Raw genomic sequence first — 19,033 nt, forward strand, 5'->3', positions numbered from 1 at the left:
TACCGCCCCCCGCAGGAAAGGATCGCAGCCCTCATGCCCACTCCCCGCCGGCTCGGCGTCGACCAGGCCCGAGCACGATTGTCCGAGCTGACCGTCGTCGACGTCCGCACCCCTGGCGAGTACGCCTCCGGACATGTTCCCGGAGCCCTGAATGTCCCCCTCGACCAGTTGGAGCGCGCGCTGCCCACCCTCAAGGGGTCCGACGCCGAGCTGCTGGTCGTCTGCAGGTCGGGCGTTCGGTCCCAGAAGGCCTGCGCCCTCCTCGCCGAACACGGCGTCACGGCCGCCGATCTCACCGGTGGTACGAACGCCTGGACAGCCGGCGGTCACGAGCTGCACCGCCCGTCCGGCGGGGTGCGAGCCACCTGGGCCATGGAGCGTCAGGTACGGTTCACCGCCGGTGCGCTCGTCCTCGTCGGGCTGGGCCTCGGACTGCTGCACCCGGCCTGGCAGTTGCTGTCGGCGGGGGTCGCGGGCGGCCTCGTCGTCTCGGCGCTCACCGACACCTGCGGCATGGCGGCGATCCTGAGCAGACTGCCGCACAACCGCCCCCGCGCCACGGACCTCGACGCCACGCTCGCCGCACTCGGAACGCGGTAGCCGCTCCCGCAGCGCATGAAGTCCCGTACGGCCCGGGCCATCCCGTTCTCGTCCAGGCCGTCCGCGTCGCCCAGGGCCGGCTGGCGGCGCGGTACGTGGACGAGCGTCTCGGCGACCCGGCCGGTCGAGGTGCCGGGCAGGCAGGGCTCGACGAGGACGACATCGGCGTGGTCGGCGGCGAGGACGGCCGTGCGCAGGCCGATCTCGTCGAAGGGACGGATGGTGGCGGCGCAGCGGACGGCGAGGTCGAGTCCGGCGGTGGCGCGCAACACGGGGCCGAGGGCGGCGCCCACGGCGAGGACGACGCCGTCGAGGCCCGGCCGTATGAGGTGGAAGCCGCCGCCCCGCTGCTGCGCAGGCCACCGGGCGAACGCCTCTGCCTGCTCTCCCTGATGCGTACGGCACCGCCGCAGGACCCGGACGGCGTACGGCGGCTGATCGCCGCCAACCGGTCGGTGTACGAGCGGGCACGGGAGTTCGGCGGCGTGCTGCACCCGGCCGGCGCCGTCCCGATGGGTCCCGAGGACTGGCGGGCGCACTTCGGGCGCGCCTACGAGGGTCTCGCACGGGCCAAGGGCCAGTACGACCCGTACCGGATCCTCACGCGGGGGTACGGGCTGTGGCGGTGACCGGCGTGACCGTGTTCTGCGGCGCCTCACCCGGACACCGCCCGGAGCATCTGCGGACCGCCGCCGAACCGGGTGACGCGCTCGCCGGGGCCGGACTCCGGCTGGTCCACGGCGGCGCCCGGACCGGGCTGATGGGCGCGGTAGCGGACGCGGCCCCGGCCTCCGGGGGCGAGGTGACCGGAGGGTGCTGCTGGGCGGTTGAAAGTCGTTCCCGGTGTCCCGTGTCCCCGACGTAGGCTGAACGTCCGCCCCCGGTCCCCACTCCCCGCCCGACCTGCCGAGGAGCCACGTGAGCACCCCTGAGACCACGGCCGAGCGGCAGCCGCCCACCTGGCGGCTGCTGCTCGGTTATGTACGACCCCATCGCTGGACACTCCTGCTGGGCGCACTGCTGTCCCTCCTCACCGGCGCCACCGGCCTCGCGCTGCCGCTGGTGGCCCGGGAACTGATCGACGACCTCTCGCACGACCGGACCATCACCTGGGCACTGGTCCTCATGTCCGTGCTGGTCGTCACCAACGCGGCCGTGGGCGCGGTGGGTTCGTACGTCCTGCGGCGCACCGCCGAGTCGGTGGTGCTCGGCGCGCGGCGCGCCCTGTCCTCGTATCTGCTGCGGCTGCGGATCACCGCGGTGGACCGCAGCGAGCCGGGCGATCTGATGGCGCGGATCACCTCCGACACCACCCTGCTGCGTGAGGTCACCACCGACACCCTGGTGGGCCTCGGGACCGGCGGGCTGACGCTGGTCGCCACGGTGGTGCTGATGGGCCTGGTGGACCCGGTGCTGCTGGCCGTCACACTGGGTGTGATCGTGGGCGCGGGTGTGGTGTTCGGGGTGATCGTGCCCCGTATCAACAAGGCCAGCCGGGCGGCACAGGACGCGGTCGGCGCGATGGGTGCCTCCCTGGAGCGCATTCTCGGCGCGCTGCGCACGGTGAAGGCGTCCGGTGCCGAGCACCGTGAGGAGGAGACGATCCACGCGGCTGCCGAGGAGTCTTGGCGGCAGAGCGTCCGGGCCGCCAAGTGGTCGGCCGCCGCCGGGAACACGGCCGGGCTCGCCATGCAGATCGCCTTCATCACCGTGCTGGCGGTGGGCGGCGCCCGCGTCGCGACCGGCGCGATCGACGTGGGGACGCTCGTGGCCTTCCTCCTGTACGTCTTCTATCTGATGTCGCCGATACAGCAGGTCGTGGGCGCGATCACCCAGTACCAGACCGGCGCCGCCGCGCTCTCCCGCATCCAGGAGGCGCTGCGCCTGCCCGCCGAACCGGCGGCCCGCCCGGCACCGCTGCCGTCCCCGGACGCGGCACCCGCCGCGCTCGCCTTCGACGAGGTCCGCTTCCGGTACGCCGACGATCTGCCGTACGTCCACCACGGGGTGACCTTCGACGTCCCTGCCCGGGGCATGACGGCGTTCGTGGGCCCGTCGGGCGCGGGCAAGACGACGGTCTTCTCGCTCATCGAGCGGTTCTACGACCCCGAGGCGGGCATCATCACGGTCGACGGCCGCGATGTCGCCGAGTGGGAGCTGTCCCGGCTGCGGTCCGCGATCGGTTACGTCGAGCAGGACGCGCCCGTACTGTCCGGGACCCTGCGCGACAACCTGCTCCTGGGCAACCCGGTGGCCGACGAGGGCGACCTCACGCGGGTGCTGAAGACGACCCGGCTGGACGCGATGGTCGCCAAGCTCCCCCAGGGTCTGGAGACCCTGGTCGGCCACCGGGGCACCAAGTTGTCCGGCGGTGAGCGCCAGCGCGTCGCCATCGCCCGCGCCCTGCTGCGCCGTCCACGGCTGTTGCTGCTCGACGAGGCGACGAGCCAGCTGGACGCGGTGAACGAGGCGGCGCTGCGCGACACGGTCGCCGACGTGGCCCGTACGACCACGGTGCTGGTCGTCGCCCACCGGTTGTCCACGGTGACGACGGCCGACCGCATCGTGGTCATGGACGCGGGCCGCGTCCGCGCGGTCGGCACCCACCGTGAACTCGTGGCCGCCGACCCGCTGTACGCCGAGCTGGCGGCCACTCAGTTCCTCGCGACCGCCGGCTGACGTCGTTCTCGGTCAGAACGGGAAGTGCGCCTGCTGGGTGGCGATGGTCACCCAGCGGGTGTTGGAGAAGGCCTCGATGCCCCACCGGCCGCCGAAGCGCCCGTAGCCGGAGGCCTTCACACCGCCGAAGGGGGCCATCGGCTCGTCGGCCACCGACTGGTCGTTGACGTGCACGATGCCGGTGCGGATCCGGCGGGCCACAGCCAGGCCGTGGGTGGCGTTCTCGGTGATGATGCCGCAGCTCAGGCCGTTGTCGGTGTCGTTGGCGAGGGCCACGGCCTCGCCGTCGGCGGTGAACGTCTGAAGGACGCAGAGCGGTCCGAAGGACTCCTGGTAGTAGAGGTCGGCGTCCTTGGGGACGTCGGTGAGCACGGTCGCCGGGTGCACCGCGCCCTCCGGCTGCCCGCCCCCGGTGAGCACCGTCGCGCCCTTGGCGACGGCGTCCTTCACCAGCGTGGCGATCCGCTGGGCGGCGTCGGCGCTGACCAGCGGGCCGACCACCGTGTGCGGGTGGTTCGGGTCACCAGCCTGGAGGGTGGCGACCTTGGCGGTGAACTTCCGCGCGAACTCCTCGGCCAGCGACTCGTGGACGAGGATGCGGTCGCCGGACATGCAGATCTGTCCGGCGTTCATGAAGACGCTGAAGGTGACGGCGTCGACCGCGTAGTCCACGTCGGCGTCGGCGAGCACGATGACGGCGTTCTTGCCGCCCAACTCCAGTACTGCGGGCTTGAGATGACGGGCCGCGTGCTCGCCGATGATGCGGCCGACGCCGGTGGAGCCGGTGAAGTTCACCGCGCGCACCCGCTCGTCCGAGATCAGTGCCTCGGCGATCTCCGCCGCGTCCTCGGGCGCGTTGGTGACGACGTTGAGCACGCCGTCGGGCAGCCCCGCCTCCCGGAACACGTCCGCGACGAGCAGTCCGCAGGCGATCGGCGCGTCCTCGCTGGGCTTGACGACGACGGTGTTGCCGGCGGCCAGCGGCGCCGCGACGGCCCGTACACCGAGGATGACCGGCGCGTTCCACGGCGCGAACGCGGCCACCACGCCGAGGGGTTCGCGTATCGCGAGGCTCAACGCGCCCTCCTTCTGGGTGCCGAGGACCTCACCGCGCGGAGCGGTGATCGCGGCCGCCGCCTCGCGCAGGATGTTCGCCGCGAGCGCCACGTTGAAGTACGCCCACGGCCGGGTGCCGCCCGCCTCCCGGGCCATGATGTCGGCGACCTGGTCGCCGCGGCCCTCCAGCAGTTCGGCGGCCTTGAAGAAGATCGCGCGCCGGGCGAAGGGGGCGAGCGCGGCCCACTCCTCGAACGCGGCGTCGGCTGCGTCCACGGCCCGCCGGACGTCTTCCCGCCCGGCCGCCGCGACCGTCGCGTACACCTCCCCCGTGTACGGGTCGAGGTCCTCGGCGGTGCGGCCGGACGTGGCGGGCACGTCCTTGCCGCCGATCATAAGGTCACGGGTTATGGCCATGGCGCGGCTTCCTCGGGGTACGTATCGACGACGGTACGTGATCGAGCATGATCGCTCACGAGCGTTCGTAGTGCGAAATTCAATTACGTTACTGTTCCGTGATGCTCTGTCCGACCCCCGGGAATGTCAAGAGCCCCACCGCGGTGTCCGTGCGGCAGGGCTCTCGACCGGCTTCACTACTGGATGGCGCCCAGCAGACCGTAGGCCGGCGCGGCCATGTCGGTGACCTGGTGCAGTTCGTTCAGCCGGTTCACCTCGTGCACCTGGTTGAGGCTCTTGAGCTGCTGCGAGGGACGCGGAAGGGTCTCCTTCCGCTCCTCGGGGAGGTCGCTGACGGCGAGCGAGTCCAGCGCGGTCATCGGGTTGAACCGACGATACGTCGAGTTGAGATCATGCCCTCAGGGGCGGTCCCCGGCCCCGGTCGGTCACGGCCGCTCACCCGTGAGGCGCACGCCCTCCGCCGCACTTGCCGGGCCACGCCCGGCGGAGGAGCCTTGGAGGGAGAGGCCTTTCGCGGCCCGCTACCCCATGCCGGGCCACGGCCTTCGAAGGAGGTCACCCATGGGCACCTCGACGAGCCCCGCCTTCGACACCGAAGCGCTGCGCCGGGGCACGGAGGAAGCGAACGCGGCGACCCTGACGTCGCTCTACGCGGACGACGCCGAGATGCGCGTCGTCGACCGCAACACCCAGCCCAGCCACCCCAAGGTCATACACGGCCGGGCCCAGATCGGCGCGATGTACGACGACGTCTGCAGCCGGGAGATGACCCACAAGGTCGAGCAGTGCGTCGTCCAGGGCGACCAGGTCGCCTTCACCGAGTCCTGCCTGTACCCCGACGGGGTGCGGGTCCTGGCGAGCTCGATGGTCTCCCTGCGCGACGGCAAGATCATCGACCACACCATGATCCAGGCCTGGGACGAGTAGAAGGAGAAACCGGTCGCCAGGTTCCACTGCCTCGCCCTCTCCCCCGACCGGCGCAGGCGGTTTCGGACAAGGGCTTTTTCGGGTCATCGCGGTACGGACCCCTGCCTCGCCGTGGCGGCCGACGCCATACTGTCGGGCGTGCGTGTAGCGATCATGACGGCGGGTTCCCGGGGTGACGTGGCTCCGTACACCGGGCTGGGACACGGGCTGGTGCGGGCCGGGCACGAGGTCACGCTGGTGACGCACGCCCGGTTCGAGCCGCTGGTGGCCGGCTCGGGGGTCTCCTTCCACTCCCTGCCCGTGGATCCGCGGGAGGAGCTGGAGTCGGAGCGCGGGCAGGGGCTGCACCGGAGCTCCACCGGGGCCGGGAAGCTGTACCGGGCGGCGGAGATGGCCCGGAGCCTGGTGGGGCGGATGGCAGGAGATCTGGTGGCCGCCGCCCGTGCCAGTGACGTCCTGCTGCTGGCCGGCACCCTCGCACCGCTCGGGCACACCATCGGCCAGGGCCTGTCGGTCCCGAGCCTGGGCGTGAACCTCCAACCTCTCGAACCCACACGGGAGTTCGCGCCGCCGATGACCGGGGTCCGCTCCTGGGGCCCGGTCGGCAACCGGGCGGCCGGACACGCGGTGAACACGGCCGTCGAGTGGATCTTCACGGAGGAGGTGCGGAGGCTGCGCGCCGAGTACGGGCTGCCGCACACCGGCCGGGTGGCCGCGCGTCGCACCCGGGAGCGGCTGGGCTGGCCGGTGTTCCACGGCTTCAGCCCCCGGGTGGTGCCCCGCCCCGGCGACTGGCGGGCCGGGCTGGACGTCACCGGCTACTGGTGGCCGTACGACCGCGAGGACCGGCTGCCCGCGCCGCTGCTGGACTTCCTCGACGCCGGACCGCCCCCTGTCTTCGTGGGCCTGGGCAGCGCGACCGTGCCCGATCCCGAGCGGACGAGCGGCGAGGTCGTACGGGCCCTGCGGGCGGCGGGGCTGCGCGGGGTGATCCAGCGAGGCTGGGGCGAACTGCGGGGCGAGGGCGAGGACATGTTCACCGTGGGCGAGGTGCCGCACTCCCTGCTCTTCCCGAGGATGGCGGCCGTCGTCCACCACGCGGGCGCGGGCACCACGGCGGCGGGTCTGCGCGCGGGGGTCCCGGCCGTGCCGGTGCCCGTCCAGTTCGACGAGGCCTTCTGGGCCGCCCGCCTCGTCGCCGTCGGGGTGTCCCCCGGAGCGGTACCGCTGCGCGGCTTCACGGCCGCCGCGCTGGAGGCCGCGCTGCGACGGGCGACCGGCGACCCGTCGTACGGCCGCCGGGCCCGGACGCTGGCCGGGGAACTGCGCGCGGAGGACGGGGTGAAGCCGGTCCTGGCCGCGGTGGACCGGCTCTCCTGACGGCGCCGGCCTCCTGCGTCAGGCCTCCCCCTGTCGCCATCCCGGCGGCCGCAGTATCCCCAGCAGGAGTGTGACCAGTTCGTCGACCACCTCGTCGAGGGGGGCGTCGACCCAGCCGGCCTGCCAGTCGTGGAGGAGGCCGTTGACACCGCCGATGAAGGCGGCGGCGGCGATGCGGTAGTCGCGGTGGACGGCCTCGCCGCGCCCGGCGGCGGCGGCGGTGGCCTCGGCGCAGATGAAGTCGATCCAGCGGGAGCGGCGTTCGAGGCGCTGGCGCTCCATGCGGGGACTGACGCCGACGATCTCGGTGAAGGTGATGCGCAGTCGGCGCGGGTCACCGGTGACGTTCGCGGCGTAGGCACGGAACGCGGCGGTGGCGCGCTCGGCGATCGACTGCCCGTCCGCCGAGGCGAGACCGGTCAGGACGGTCCCGCCTCGGCAAACCAGCCCCCGTAACAGCCGGTGGGCTGTTTGAGCGTCTCTGATTGGCTCAGCGAAACTGAGCGTTGCTCAGCGACTTGCGCCAATCGCCTTCGTACCCTGGTGCCGTAGACCGGAGTCGCCAGCCCGCGTGGCACGTCCCTCCGGACGCTGGTCGGTTTGGCGGTGAGGCCACGCCGAGGAGGGTGCCCGACGTCGCCTGGGCGCCGGGCGTGCGCGTCACAGTCTGCCACGGGATCACTACGATGCGCTAATCCAACTGGCGAACCTCGCTCATTGACGGCCGGATCGGCCGTCCCTCGATTTTGTCGTGCCCCTAGGTCTTGTGGTGAAGCGGGACCGTTCCTTACTTTCCAGTAAGTTCATTTGAACGCAGCTGTATTCAGACTTCCCGCTTCCCGTCTCTTCCCTCACGCCCCTTGAGCTCGTTGTCATGCCTTGAGCAAGCAGGAGGAACCGACCATGTCCGACACCCGCACCCCCCGCCGCCGCAGAAACCGCCACCTCGGCGCCGTCGCCGCCGCTCTCGCCCTGACGGCCTCCGGCGCCGCGACCGCCACCCCCGCGAGTGCCGCGGCCGATCTGCGGGAGGTGATGTTCGTGGGCAACAACTGGGAGGGCACCGCGGACGTCATCAAGTCCTCCGGCGACTTCGCCAAGGTCGGCCGGGTCAACGTCATCCCCGACAAGGACGCGCGGATCGCCGAGATCAACGCCGATCCGATCAGGTGGATCGCCTACATGACGATCCGCAACAGCGTGGGTGAGGGCCACGACCAGTACGTGGACGACATGTACTCCACGCCGGACGGCTCGTCGATGGTCGTCTCCCGCCCGAGCTTCGCCGACGTGGTCTCCATCGACCTCAAGACCGGTGCCATCAACTGGCGCTTCCCGGTGTCGGGTTACCGCTCCGACCACATGGCGGTCTCCCCCGACGGCAAGCGCGTCGCGGTCTCGGCCTCGACGGCGAACACCGTGCATGTGCTGGACATCGTCACCGGCAAGCAGCTCGGTTCGTTCAAGACCGGCGACAAGCCGCACGAGAACATCTTCACCAGCGACGGCAAGTACGTCTGGAACATGGCGATCGGCGATGTGAACACGCAGACCGACGCGCCCTGGCTGGACTGGACGAAGGGCGACCGGAAGATCACGGTCGTCGACACGACCACCTTCCAGCAGGTCAAGGTGATCGACATGCGGGCACGCCTCGACGCGATCGGGCTGAGCGACTACTCGGACGCGGTCCGGCCCGCCGCGTTCTCGCCCGACGAGACGAAGCTGTACTTCCAGGTGTCGTTCTTCAACGGCTTCTTCGAGTACGACATCGCCACCGACAAGATCACCCGCACCAAGACCCTGCCCAAGTCCGCGGGGGTCAGCGACGACCGTACGACCTTCGTCAACGACTCGCGCCACCACGGCCTCACGATGAAGCCGGACGGCACGAAGCTGTGCATCGCGGGCACGATGGACGACTACGCGACCGTCGTGGACCGCGCGACCTTCCAGGAAGGGCCGCTCGTCCCCGTCTCCAAGCCGTACTGGTCGACCGTCAGCGGTGACGGCAAGTCCTGTGTGGTCTCCGAGAGCGGCGCCGACCAGGTCACGGCGATCGACTTCGCCACCGGGAAGAAGACCGTGTCCGTCGCAGTCGGCGACCACCCGCAGCGAGTGCGTCTCGCGCGTGTGCCCGCCGACTGGACCGGGACCTCGGCTAACTGAATTCAGAGGTCAGCCAGTTCGACAGCTCCGTCCGTGCCGCGCCCAGTTGCGTGGCGGACGGGGCTGTCGCGCCGTTGGTGACCAGGGCGTAGTGGAGCTTGCCCGTGTCGGCGGCGGTGAGGAGCAGCCGGCGGCTGCCGGTGCCGCCCGGTTCCTTGGCGGCGGCGATCGGTGTCGAGGTGGTGTACGCCGGCGGCGCCGCCGTGACCCCGAGGTCGGAGACCACCGTGGTGGACGCGGTGGGGAAGGACGCCGGGAGGTGCAGCTCGGTCGGTTCGGTACTGCCGTCCGAGCGCCAGACCAGCAGGGAGTACTGGCCCGAGCCGACGAGCGAGGAGACGTTCGGCAGTGAGCTGGGCACCGGGTTCCACGTCAGCGTCGTGGAGCCGTCGCGCGACCGGTCCTCGTAGGTGAAGGCGACCGTGCTGCCCGCCGTGGCGCTCGGGTAGATCCGGTCCAGCATCCGGGCGTCCTGGCGGAGCACGGCCGTACCGGAGTCGTCGAGACGCACGGCCGACAGATCCTCGTCGTTCCAGGCGTCACCCTCGACCTGCACCTCGTCGGGGTTGTCGTTCATCAGCTCGTGGTGACGGCCCCAGTAGATGTCCCACTGCCACTGGGAGCCGGACAGGACCGGGCCCGAGGAGGCCGGGTCCGACCACCAGTTGACGCCCTTCACCCGGGAGTCCAGCGCCTGGTACATGGCCTTGTAGACCGTGGGCGCCTTGTCGGAGACCGAGCCGTTGAGCGGGTGTCCGAACTCGCTGATGATCGCCGTGGTGCCGCCGGCGGTGGCCCGGTCACGCACGGTCCCGAAGTCGTTCACGTACTGGCCGTTCTCCGCCTTGCCCCACATGAAGACGCCGGAGATCGCCTTCTGGTCGTAGAAGTGGGTGTTGAAGACGTAGCGCGGTCCGATCGTGCCCGCGTCGAGGAGTCCGCCCTCCTGCTTCTGGAAGTCGATGTTGGCGTTCCAGAAGAGGTTCGGCTCGACGAAGGCCGGCTTGGACTGCCAGCCCGCCGCGTCCATCCGGGAGCGGAACTTGACGTAGAACGGCCACAGGACGTCCTTCTCCCACGTCCTGCTGGTCTGGCCCGAGTCGAGGATGCCGGGATGCGGCTCGTTCCACGGGTCGAAGCCGACGACGCCCTGGAACTGGGCGGACGTGAGGTTCGACTTCACGTACGTCATCGTCTTCTGGGCGGTGTCCAGGAAGGAGTCCTGAAGCCCGTAGGCGTTGTGCCAGAAGTCGTACGTCGACTCCGTCACGGCCGCGTTGGACGTGATGTTCTGGCCCCAGAACGGACAGATCCCGCAGTACTCGTCGGGATAGTCACCCAGGTCGACGGCCCACTTGGGCGCGCCGTCGCCGGTGTACCAGCTGTCCGAGTCGAACAGCCAGCGGGAGTAGAGGTCCTGGTGGAAGTCGGGGTAGACGCGGATCCCCGCGTCCAGGAACGCGCCCATCTGTGCGGTGGCCGCCGCGAGGTAGGTGGTGTTCACCTGCCCGCGCACCGGTTCCGCGTAGGCCCAGGACAGCAGGAAGCGGACGGAGTTGCCGCCGCCGAGTGCCCTGAGGGCGGTCGCCGACTTCTTCGCGTCGGCGACCGAGGCGAAGGGCAGACCGTTGTTCTCCTTGAGTTTCGTCTCACCCGAGACGTTGTAGCCGCGCAGGACGACCTCGCGGCCGAGTCCGTCCTTGAAGCGGCCGCCCTCCACGGTGAGGGTGGCCGCGGCCTGCGAGTCGAACCAAAGTTCGTCAGTGAGAGCGGAGGCGGACTGGGTGGGGCCCGCCGTGGTCAGGAAGCCGGTGACGAGAAGCAGGACACCGAGCAGACGGGTGCGCAATCTTGACATGTCCGACACATTCGACATGTCACTACCGTCCCAATGGGCAGGCGAGCCGTCAATAGCAACTGACGCACGAGTAAGTACCCGTTTTCACATAGCACTTCACCTGTCACGGCCGATTCTTTGCCCCGCACGACTCAGTGGGGCCTTGTGCGCCCGCGCGGGGGCCCGGTACAGGCCCCCGCGTGGTCCTCCGGCGCCGCTCAGACACCCACCCGCCGGGTCAGGTTCAGCAGGTACTCCTTGCGGTCGAGGGGGTTGAGATCGGTGCGCGGCCGTTCGGGGACGGCCGTACCGCCGACGGGCGCGTAGTGGTCGAAGACCGTCTCCAACTCGCCCTCCCCACCGGTCGGTCCGGGCAGCCGCTGCTCCAGTCCGTGCACCTGGGCGGCAGGCACCAGCCCCTCCAGCCGTACGGCCGTCCCGCTCGTCCGGGTGTCCCGCGGTACGGCGCGCAGCGCGGCCAGCACCGGCAGGACCGCGCCCAGGGTGTCCGCCGGGGCGTCGATGCGGAAACGGTGCATCGGCTCGTGGACGCGGGTGCCGGCCCGCCGCAGCGCGTCCATCAGCACCAGCGGGGTCAGTCCGCGGAAGTCCGCGCCCGTGCTCGACATGCTCTTGTCGAAGCCCTGGTGGGCGTGGCTCTGCCGGGGCGAGTAGCCGGAGTGCGTCATCGTGACCGTGCAGTCGGGGACCCGCCAGCCGTGGACGCCCTGCTCCAGCGCCTCCCGCACGGTGTCCTCGACGGCCTTGAAGAACGCGTACGGCATGGACCCCAGCTCCACCTCCAGGCGGAAGGCGACCCCGGAGCCGACCGGCGCCGGCTCCACCCGCAGCCCGACCGTCGCGAGGAACGGATTGCCGTCCTTCTTGTTGAACTCCACGGCCGCGCCGACGCCGGCGAGGCGCTCGACGCAGATGGTCGTCGTCTCGCGGAAGGTGACGTCGATGCCGTACTCGTCGGCGAGCGTCGCCTGCACGACCTCCTTCTGCACCTCCCCGTACAGCGACACGGAGGTCTCCTGCCGGAGGTCGTCGTGGCGGAGACCGATCAGCGGGTCCTGCTCGGCCAGTTGGGTGAGGGCGAGGTGAAGGGTGGCCCTGTCCGTGGCACGGGCGGGGAGGACGACCGTTTCGAGGGTGGGCGGGGAGAAGTGGTGCCCGTCGGCCGCCCGCTCGCGCGGTACGCCGAGGGTGTCGCCGATCCGGATGTCGGCGAGGCCCCACAGCTTCGCGATCCGGCCCGCCGACACGGCCGTGGCGCGAACGGCCGCTCCGCCCTCGAAGACGCTGATCGCGGTGACCTTGCCTTCGAGCGCGCCGTCACGGAAGGGCAGCCGGTCGCGGGTGCGTACCGTCCCGGTGAACATCCGCACGTAGGCGATCTTCTCCCCGGCCGGGCCGCGCTCGACCTTGAAGACGGTGCCGGAGACCGGGCCGTCCTCTTCTCCGTCTCCTCGGTCTCCTCCGCCTTCTCCTTCGTCTCCGTGGCCTGCGTCTCGTCGGCCGGTCGCGGGCAGCAACTCGCGGATTCCGTCGATGAGTTCACCGATCCCCGCGCCCGTGATCGCGGAGCCGTGGAACACCGGGTGGACCAGGGCTTCGCCGGTCTGGGCGGCGAGGGTCGCGCGCAGCCGGGTGGCGGGGACGGGCGTCTCGTGATCGACGTGATCGACGTGATCGACGTAGGCCGCGAGCAGGTCGTCGTCGTGCTCCGCGAGGAGTTCCAGGAGCCGGGGCGGGAGGGGGGTGTACCGGGTGAAGTGGGCCTCGGGGGTGCCGAGTCGGCCGACCTCGCCCATGGAGACGATCGCCGGGGTGAGCCGTGCCGCGATGGTCTCCAGCAGGTCCTGGTGGCGTGCGCCCCGGCGGTCGAGCTTGTTGACGAAGATCAGCGTGGGGATGCGCAGGCGTCGCAGGGTACGCATCAGGACACGGGTCTGTGCCTGGACGCCCTCGACGGCCGAGACGACGAGGACGGCGCCGTCGAGCACGTTCAGGACGCGCTCCACCTCGGCGATGAAGTCGGGGTGCCCGGGCGTGTCGATGAGGTTGACGGTGAGGTCGTCGATCTCGAACGAGACGACGGCGGACTTGATGGTGATGCCGCGCTGCCGTTCCAGCGCGAGGGAGTCCGTGCGGGTGCTGCCGTCGTCGACGCTGCCGATCTCGTCGATGACTCCGACGGTGTGCAGCAGGCGTTCGGTGAGGCTGGTCTTACCCGCGTCGACGTGCGCGAGGATGCCGAGGTTGAGCGTGCGTGACAAGCGTCATGTCCTTCGAAATGGGGGTCATTCCTTCCTGGGTGGACATGAACGCAGTGCGCATCGGGGCTCCTTGACCGGTTGGGGGCTTCGGCGCAGTGAAGCAGAGCGGTTCGCGCACTCGCCAACGATTTTTCGGGCGGCGGGGCGAGAAATCCTGGCGGCAGGCGGTGGGGAGCGGACTGTTGGACGCTGGAGGCACGGGTGGTGGCGGTGAGAGGAGCGAAACCGTGCGTGAGATCCTCCCTGCGCTCGGCGAGTGGTACGCGTCGGGCTCCCCCTTCGGCCTCGCCACGGTCGTCGCGGTCAGTCGGAGCGCCCCCCGCGGGCCGGGGGCGTCCATGGCGGTCGGGCCCGGCGACGAGGTCGTGGGCAGTGTGTCCGGCGGCTGTGTGGAGGGTGCGGTGTTCGAGCTGGCCCAGGAGGTCGTGGCGTCCGGAGAGTCGCGGATCGAGACCTTCGGGTACAGCGACGAGGACGCGTTCGCCGTGGGGCTGACGTGCGGCGGGGAGATCACGCTCCTGGTGCGGCGGGTGACGGCGGCAGAGGACCCGGCGCTCGGGCGGGTCGTGCAGTCCGTGGACGCGGGGCACCCGGTGACCGTCGCGACCGTGCTCGACGGCCTCGCCCCGCGCGGCGCCACGCTCGCCGTGTGGCCGGGGCCGGAAGCGACGTCCGGCACACCCGCCGCGCACAGCGCACCCGTCACATCCCCCCTGCACGGGACACACGGCACGCCCAGCACACCCCTCGCACACGGCACGCTCGGCACGCTCGGCTCGGCGGGGCTGGACGCGGCGGTGGCCGCCGACGCGCGGGGCGAGTTGGCCCAGGGCGCCACCGGGCAGCGGCACTACGGGCCGCACGGCGAACGGCGCGAGGACTCGGTCACCGTCTTCCTGCACTCCTTCGCGTCCCCGCCCCGCATGCTGGTCTTCGGCGCGATCGACTACGCGGCGGCGGTCGCCCGTATCGGGGACTTCCTCGGCTACCGCGTCACGGTCTGCGACGCCCGCCCGGTCTTCGCCACCCCGAAACGCTTCCCCGCCGCCGTCGAGGTGATCGTCGACTGGCCGCACCGCTATCTGCGCGGCACCCCCACCGACGACCGCACGGTGATCTGCGTTCTCACCCATGACCCCAGGTTCGACGTGCCGCTCCTTCAGGAGGCGCTGCGCCGCCCCGCCGCGTACATCGGGGCGATGGGCAGCCGCCGTACGCACGACGACCGGATGCGGCGGCTGCGGGAGGCCGGGCTCGACGCGGCCGGACTGTCCCGGCTGCGTTCCCCGGTCGGCCTGGACCTCGGAGCCCGTACGCCGGAGGAGGTGGCCGTGTCCGTGGCGGCGGAGATCGTCGCGCTCCGCTGGGGCGGCAGCGGGGTGCCGCTGACGGCGACGACCGGGGTGATCCATCCGCCGGATCCGAGCGGTTGAACAGCAGGACGACAGTCGAGGACCGCGACGGCAGAACCGTCGGCGGAACATCGGCGGTCGATCGGCGGCCCGGCCGGGGTCAGGTCCGGGGTGGCAGTCGGTGCAGGTGTACGTCCGTCAGCGCGCCCTCCGCCACCGTCGCCGTCATGTAGGTGCAGTGGGGCAGGCGGCGGCGGTCGGTCGGGGACCCGGGGTTGAGGAGGCGCAGGCCGGTGGCCGTGGTCGTGTCCCAGGGGATGTGGCTGTGGCCGAAGACGAGGACGTCGGTGTCGGGGAAACGGGCGGCGCAGCGGTGCTCGCGGCCCTGGGCGGGGCCGGTCTCGTGGACGACGGCGAGGCGCAGGCCGGCCAGTCCGGCGTGGGCCACCTCGGGGAGGCGGGCGCGCAGGGCGGGGCCGTCGTTGTTGCCGTACACGGCGATCAGTCGGCGGGAGCGGGCTTGGAGGAGGTCGAGGGTGGCCTCGTCGACCCAGTCACCGGCGTGGACGACCACGTCGGCCTCCGCGAGCTCGGCGAGAAGTCGCTCGGGCAGCGCCTTCGCGCGCTTGGGCAGGTGGGTGTCGGACATCAGCAGCAGGCGCACGGAGTCAGGGTGCCATCCGGTGGCGGACCGCACTCGACGGAGGTACGGCGCCGCGCATGCCCATGCCCATGCCCATGCCCATGCCCATGCCCATGCCGGAGACGGTGTCCGTGGGGGAGTTCCGTGCGCGGGTGAAGGCCCCGCATCCGGACCACTGCCCGGCGGGCCGGTGAATCATCACCCCCGCCCGAAACGGCACCGAACAGCCCGCCTTCTCAGGGCGGACGGCACCCGCCGCGCGGCCGCCTGCGGCTGCCCGACATCGGCTCGCCCCCTGGCCTGCCCCGGCCCGTCGGGCTCACTCGAGGGGGATCTCCGCCCACACCTGTTTGCCGCCGCTGACCGGGACGCTGCCCCAGGCGGAGGACACGGCCTCGACGAGGAGGATGCCGCGGCCGCCGGTGGCCTCCCAGCCGATGATGGTGGGTTTCATCGGCGTACGGGGTGAGGAGTCGGCCACCGCGACGCGCAGGCGGTCCGCCAGCAGGGTGAGGTCGAGGCGGACCCGGCCGTCGGTGTGGACGAGGGCGTTGGTGACGAGTTCGGAGACGACGAGGAGCACGGTGTCGGCCATGGACTCGACGTCCCAGCGGCGCAGCACGCGCCGGGTGTAGCGACGGGCCTGCCCGACCGCCTGCGGGACGCGCCACACGCTCCAGTTCTCGCGCTGGGGGCGCAGGGCCATGCCGTCGTAGCGCACGAGGAGAAGGGCCACGTCGTCGTCGCGGTTGGCGCCGCGCAGCAGGGTGTCGGCGACCACGCCGAGGTGCGCGGGGTCGGCGGCGGACAGTTCGGCGGCGAGGTGGTCGAGGCCGTCCTCGACGTCGACGTCGGCGGACTCGACGAGGCCGTCCGTGGTGAGGGCCAGCAGGGTGCCGGGGGCCAGGCGCAGGGGGCTCATCGGGAAGTCGGCCCGCATGATGACGCCGAGCGGTGGTCCGCCCTCCGCCTCGCTGATCTCGGTGGTGCCGTCCGGGTGACGGAGCACTGGCGGGATGTGTCCGGCGCGCACGTACCAGGCGGAACCCTCCTCCATGTCGATGTCGACATAGCAGCAGGTGGCGAAGAGGTCGGTCTCCATGTCCACGAGGAGCCGGTTGGCGTGCGAGACGACGACGTCCGGGGGGTGCCCCTCGACGGCGTAGGCGCGCAGGGCGGTGCGCATCTGGCCCATGAGGGTGGCGGCGCCCGCGTTGTGGCCCTGGACGTCGCCGATGACGAAAGCCACGTGGTTGTCGGGCAGCGGGATGACGTCGTACCAGTCGCCGCCGACCTCCAGACCGGCGGTGGTGGGCAGATAGCGGGCGACGGCGACCGCGCCGGGCAGCTGGGGCAGGCGGCGCGGGAGGAGGGTGCGCTGGAGCATGCCGATGAGTTCGTGTTCGGCGTCGAAGGCGTGGGCGCGCATCAGGGCCTGCCCGGCGAGGCCCGAGGCGGCGGTGAGCAGGGCGCGCTCCTCGGGGCCGAAGTCGTGGGGGTTGTCCCAGCCGATCAGGCAGGCCCCGGCCATGCGGCCCCCGGCGGGCAGCGGGAGGACGGCCAGGCCGCCTGGGCCGACGCCGGCGAGGGCCGGCTCCAGATCGGCCCCGGCGGGCCAGATCCCGGCGCGTCCCTCGCGCAGCGCGGTGGCGAGGGTCGGCATGGTGCGTACCGGCGCGTCCGGCCATTCGGAGCGCCATTCGGAGCGCCACACCTCGGGCCAGATCTCCGGCTGCGGCGGATCGAGGACGGTGACGACCAGGCGGTCGCCCTCCAGCTCGGCGAGAGCGATCCGGTCGGCCCGGAGCGGTTTGCGCAGGGCGGTCACCACGGCCTGGCTGACGTCACGGACCGTGCCGGCGGTGGCCAGGGCGGCGGCGAGGCGCTGGATGCGGGCCACGTCGCCGCGGCCGGTGCGCAGGGTGGAGGCGTCGGCGACGGTGCCGACGAGACGGGCGGGCCGGTTCTCGCCGCCGGGCAGGATGCGGCCGCGCAGCCTGAGCCACTTCTGCTCGCCGGAGGGCTGCAGGATGCGGAACTCCAGCTCCCGGTCGCCGATGGACATGTGGTCCGCCTCCACGACGGACATCAGCGCGGGCAGGTCCTCGGGCACGGTCAGCGCGATCAGCGTCTCGACCCGGCCGTCGAAGTCGTCCGGGCCCATGCCGAACAGTTCCAGCAGCCCGTCGTCGACCTCGACCCGCCCGGTGTCCATGGCCAGGTCGAACGAGGCGCCGGGCCCCGCGGGCCTGGCGGGGGCGGTGCTGGTGACCGCCTCGGCGAGCAGGTCGAGGCAGTGCCGGTCCTCGGCGTCGAAGGCGTCCGTGCCGTCTCCGACGGCGACGAGGCAGCCCCGTTCGCGCAGCGGCAGCACGCCCAGCGAGAAGTCCTCGGCGTGGGCGCGGCGCACGTCGGCGTCCTGCTGGAGGTCGGCGGAGACGAGCCAGCGCGGCCGGCCCGTACGGCACGCCTCGGCGGCCGGGGCGGCCCCTGCGGCCGGGTAGCTGTCGCGGAGCCCGTACAGGCTCCTCGGTACGCCGGCCGAGCCGGCCAGCAGCAGCGCGTCGCCTTCGCCGTCCGGGAGGTACACGGCGGTGACGGTCGCACTCGTGAACACGAGCACCTGTTCGAGGATGGCGTGCAGCCGCTCGTGCGGATCGAGGTCGCCACCGAGCGACTTGAGCGCGAGTTCGGCACGCAGCGTCCTCGTTCCGCGTTCCGCAGCGCCTGCACTGACCACGTCCGTAATTACAGCGCTTCCAGCACGCTCGCGCAGCCCCTGGGACCGTTCCGCGAGGTCGGGGAGGGGCCGGAGACCCGCTCCGCGCCGCCCGGATTCGAAAGACACCGAACAGATCTTTACGTATGCGTTCCGCACGGTGAGCGCGTGACAGGCGTGACGGGTCACTGGTGGCGGCCGTGACTGTCGGGCGCTCCGGCGGGCTGGAAGGCTCGTCATCACTTGGCCCAGGGGGCGATGGCACAGGACCCGAGGGAAACCCGTATGGACAAGCGGTACGAGGCGTACGCGCTCGCCGACAGACACTTCTGCGAGACACCGGACCGGGTCTCGGCCGGTGACCGCGACGGCACGGCGGCTCCCGGCCACGAGACCGCCGGTCGGGCGGTCCCCGAGGGCCGGCGGGCCGCCCGGATCGGGGACTGGCTGACGCTGACCCCGGTCGACGACGGCGAGCTGCCCCGTCCCGGACCCACCCAGGGATGGAAGGTGCACGCCTCCGCCACCCGGGCGAACGCGGACCGGATCGCGGCGATCGTGTGGGACTGCCGCATGCCCCGGAACATCCGTTCAAGTTCGTGCCGGGCCCGCACCTCCTGCGTCTGCGCAACGCCAAGTACGCGGCCCGCGTTCCCGAGGCAGAGCCGCGGGACGCCACGGACGCAGTGGGGCTCGGCGGATGACGGCCCGGCTGGGCGGTCCGGCCGCCGAGATCGACCCGTGCGCGCTCACCGCCAGGTCGGGGCTGGACTCCTGGTCCGGCCTGGACGGTACTCACTCCCGCTCACCAGAACGCTCTTGAACGCACTCCAGAGGCAGCAGCTCCAACCCCGATCACGTTCGCCCTCCGCCTGCCGGCCACCGATGTCCTCCGCCTCAGCGCGTGCCCGTTGTTGGCGCCCCCGACCACGTCCGGGCGCGAAGAACCAGCCATCGGGGTGCGTAGGGGCG

The 19,033-nt window shown here is 71.7% G+C and carries 14 protein-coding genes and 2 pseudogenes; 8 read left to right on the plus strand and 8 right to left on the minus strand.

The window, feature by feature from the left end:
- The first annotated feature begins 33 nt into the window (after positions 1–33).
- The 3 genes from OG622_RS06175 to OG622_RS06185 all read left to right on the plus strand — a co-directional run bounded on the left by OG622_RS06175 (position 34) and on the right by OG622_RS06185 (position 3,279).
- Positions 34–600 carry a rhodanese-like domain-containing protein gene (locus tag OG622_RS06175; protein ID WP_371573986.1) on the plus strand — a complete coding sequence of 189 codons (567 nt, stop codon included), beginning with the start codon at positions 34–36 and terminating at the stop codon, positions 598–600.
- A 95-nt stretch (positions 601–695) separates the two neighbouring features.
- The gene (locus tag OG622_RS06180) at positions 696–1,229 is read left to right on the plus strand and encodes a hypothetical protein (RefSeq protein ID WP_371573987.1); all 534 of its coding nucleotides are present in this window, start codon (positions 696–698) and stop codon (positions 1,227–1,229) included.
- 289 nt (positions 1,230–1,518) lie between these two features.
- Positions 1,519–3,279, plus strand: coding sequence for an ABC transporter ATP-binding protein (locus OG622_RS06185; protein ID WP_371573988.1), 1,761 nt, complete (start codon positions 1,519–1,521; stop codon positions 3,277–3,279).
- Positions 3,280–3,291: 12 nt separating this feature from the next.
- Here OG622_RS06185 and OG622_RS06190 read toward each other — a convergent pair whose 3' ends face one another.
- Together OG622_RS06190 and OG622_RS06195 are read right to left on the minus strand one after the other, a co-directional pair.
- On the minus strand, positions 3,292–4,752 hold the full coding sequence (locus OG622_RS06190) for an aldehyde dehydrogenase family protein (RefSeq protein WP_371573989.1): 1,461 nt from the start codon (positions 4,750–4,752) through the stop codon (positions 3,292–3,294).
- Positions 4,753–4,928: 176 nt separating this feature from the next.
- Positions 4,929–5,111 (minus strand): hypothetical protein, encoded by a 183-nt coding sequence (locus OG622_RS06195; protein WP_371573990.1) that lies wholly within the window; start codon positions 5,109–5,111, stop codon positions 4,929–4,931.
- Positions 5,112–5,313: 202 nt separating this feature from the next.
- Here OG622_RS06195 and OG622_RS06200 point away from each other — a divergent pair, with 202 nt between their 5' ends.
- Positions 5,314–5,679, plus strand: coding sequence for a nuclear transport factor 2 family protein (locus tag OG622_RS06200; protein WP_371573991.1), 366 nt, complete (start codon positions 5,314–5,316; stop codon positions 5,677–5,679).
- 153 nt (positions 5,680–5,832) lie between these two features.
- The gene (locus OG622_RS06205; RefSeq protein WP_371584015.1) at positions 5,833–7,059 is read left to right on the plus strand and encodes a glycosyltransferase; all 1,227 of its coding nucleotides are present in this window, start codon (positions 5,833–5,835) and stop codon (positions 7,057–7,059) included.
- An 18-nt stretch (positions 7,060–7,077) separates the two neighbouring features.
- Here OG622_RS06205 and OG622_RS06210 read toward each other — a convergent pair.
- Positions 7,078–7,485: pseudogene (locus tag OG622_RS06210) on the minus strand (TetR/AcrR family transcriptional regulator); the annotation flags it as partial.
- Positions 7,486–7,962: 477 nt separating this feature from the next.
- Here OG622_RS06210 and OG622_RS06215 point away from each other — a divergent pair.
- Positions 7,963–9,228: a YncE family protein gene (locus OG622_RS06215; RefSeq protein WP_371573992.1), complete on the plus strand. Its 1,266-nt coding sequence runs from the start codon at positions 7,963–7,965 to the stop codon at positions 9,226–9,228.
- Here OG622_RS06215 and OG622_RS06220 read toward each other — a convergent pair.
- Both OG622_RS06220 and OG622_RS06225 read right to left on the minus strand, forming a co-directional pair.
- Positions 9,221–11,086 carry an endoglycosylceramidase gene (locus OG622_RS06220; RefSeq protein ID WP_371573993.1) on the minus strand — a complete coding sequence of 622 codons (1,866 nt, stop codon included), beginning with the start codon at positions 11,084–11,086 and terminating at the stop codon, positions 9,221–9,223. The genes OG622_RS06215 and OG622_RS06220 overlap by 8 nt on opposite strands.
- Positions 11,087–11,283: 197 nt before the next feature.
- Complete coding sequence (locus tag OG622_RS06225; protein WP_371573994.1) at positions 11,284–13,347, minus strand: GTP-binding protein; 2,064 nt, start codon at positions 13,345–13,347, stop codon at positions 11,284–11,286.
- A 227-nt stretch (positions 13,348–13,574) separates the two neighbouring features.
- On the opposite strand from OG622_RS06225, the gene OG622_RS06230 reads away from it, so the two are divergent.
- Positions 13,575–14,780, plus strand: a complete 1,206-nt coding sequence (locus OG622_RS06230; protein ID WP_371573995.1) for an XdhC family protein — start codon at positions 13,575–13,577, stop codon at positions 14,778–14,780.
- A 79-nt stretch (positions 14,781–14,859) separates the two neighbouring features.
- On the opposite strand, the gene OG622_RS06235 is transcribed toward OG622_RS06230, so the two are convergent.
- The 3 genes from OG622_RS06235 to OG622_RS06245 form a co-directional block, all read right to left on the minus strand.
- Positions 14,860–15,363 (minus strand): metallophosphoesterase, encoded by a 504-nt coding sequence (locus tag OG622_RS06235; protein ID WP_371573996.1) that lies wholly within the window; start codon positions 15,361–15,363, stop codon positions 14,860–14,862.
- Positions 15,364–15,367: 4 nt separating this feature from the next.
- Entirely contained in the window at positions 15,368–15,541 is a 174-nt protein-coding gene (locus OG622_RS06240; protein WP_371573997.1) for a hypothetical protein, read from the minus strand.
- Positions 15,542–15,661: 120 nt separating this feature from the next.
- Positions 15,662–18,082: a SpoIIE family protein phosphatase gene (locus OG622_RS06245; protein WP_371573998.1), complete on the minus strand. Its 2,421-nt coding sequence runs from the start codon at positions 18,080–18,082 to the stop codon at positions 15,662–15,664.
- Between the two features lie 264 nt (positions 18,083–18,346).
- Here OG622_RS06245 and OG622_RS06250 point away from each other — a divergent pair.
- Positions 18,347–18,711, plus strand: a pseudogene (locus tag OG622_RS06250) (lantipeptide synthetase); the annotation flags it as partial.
- Between the last annotated feature and the right edge of the window lie 322 nt (positions 18,712–19,033).

The sequence above is a fragment of the Streptomyces sp. NBC_01314 genome (genome assembly GCF_041435215.1).
Classification (GTDB): Bacteria; Actinomycetota; Actinomycetes; order Streptomycetales; family Streptomycetaceae; genus Streptomyces.

Excerpts from the sequence above, each read along its gene's own strand:
- OG622_RS06175 (WP_371573986.1), top strand. The coding sequence starts at position 34 with ATGCCCACTCCCCGCCGGCTCGGCGTCGACCAGGCCCGAGCACGATTG.
- OG622_RS06190 (WP_371573989.1), bottom strand. The coding sequence starts at position 4,752 with ATGGCCATAACCCGTGACCTTATGATCGGCGGCAAGGACGTGCCCGCC.
- OG622_RS06195 (WP_371573990.1), bottom strand. The coding sequence starts at position 5,111 with ATGACCGCGCTGGACTCGCTCGCCGTCAGCGACCTCCCCGAGGAGCGG.
- OG622_RS06200 (WP_371573991.1), top strand. The coding sequence starts at position 5,314 with ATGGGCACCTCGACGAGCCCCGCCTTCGACACCGAAGCGCTGCGCCGG.
- OG622_RS06205 (WP_371584015.1), top strand. The coding sequence starts at position 5,833 with ATGACGGCGGGTTCCCGGGGTGACGTGGCTCCGTACACCGGGCTGGGA.
- OG622_RS06215 (WP_371573992.1), top strand. The coding sequence starts at position 7,963 with ATGTCCGACACCCGCACCCCCCGCCGCCGCAGAAACCGCCACCTCGGC.
- OG622_RS06220 (WP_371573993.1), bottom strand. The coding sequence starts at position 11,086 with ATGTCAAGATTGCGCACCCGTCTGCTCGGTGTCCTGCTTCTCGTCACC.
- OG622_RS06240 (WP_371573997.1), bottom strand. The coding sequence starts at position 15,541 with ATGATTCACCGGCCCGCCGGGCAGTGGTCCGGATGCGGGGCCTTCACC.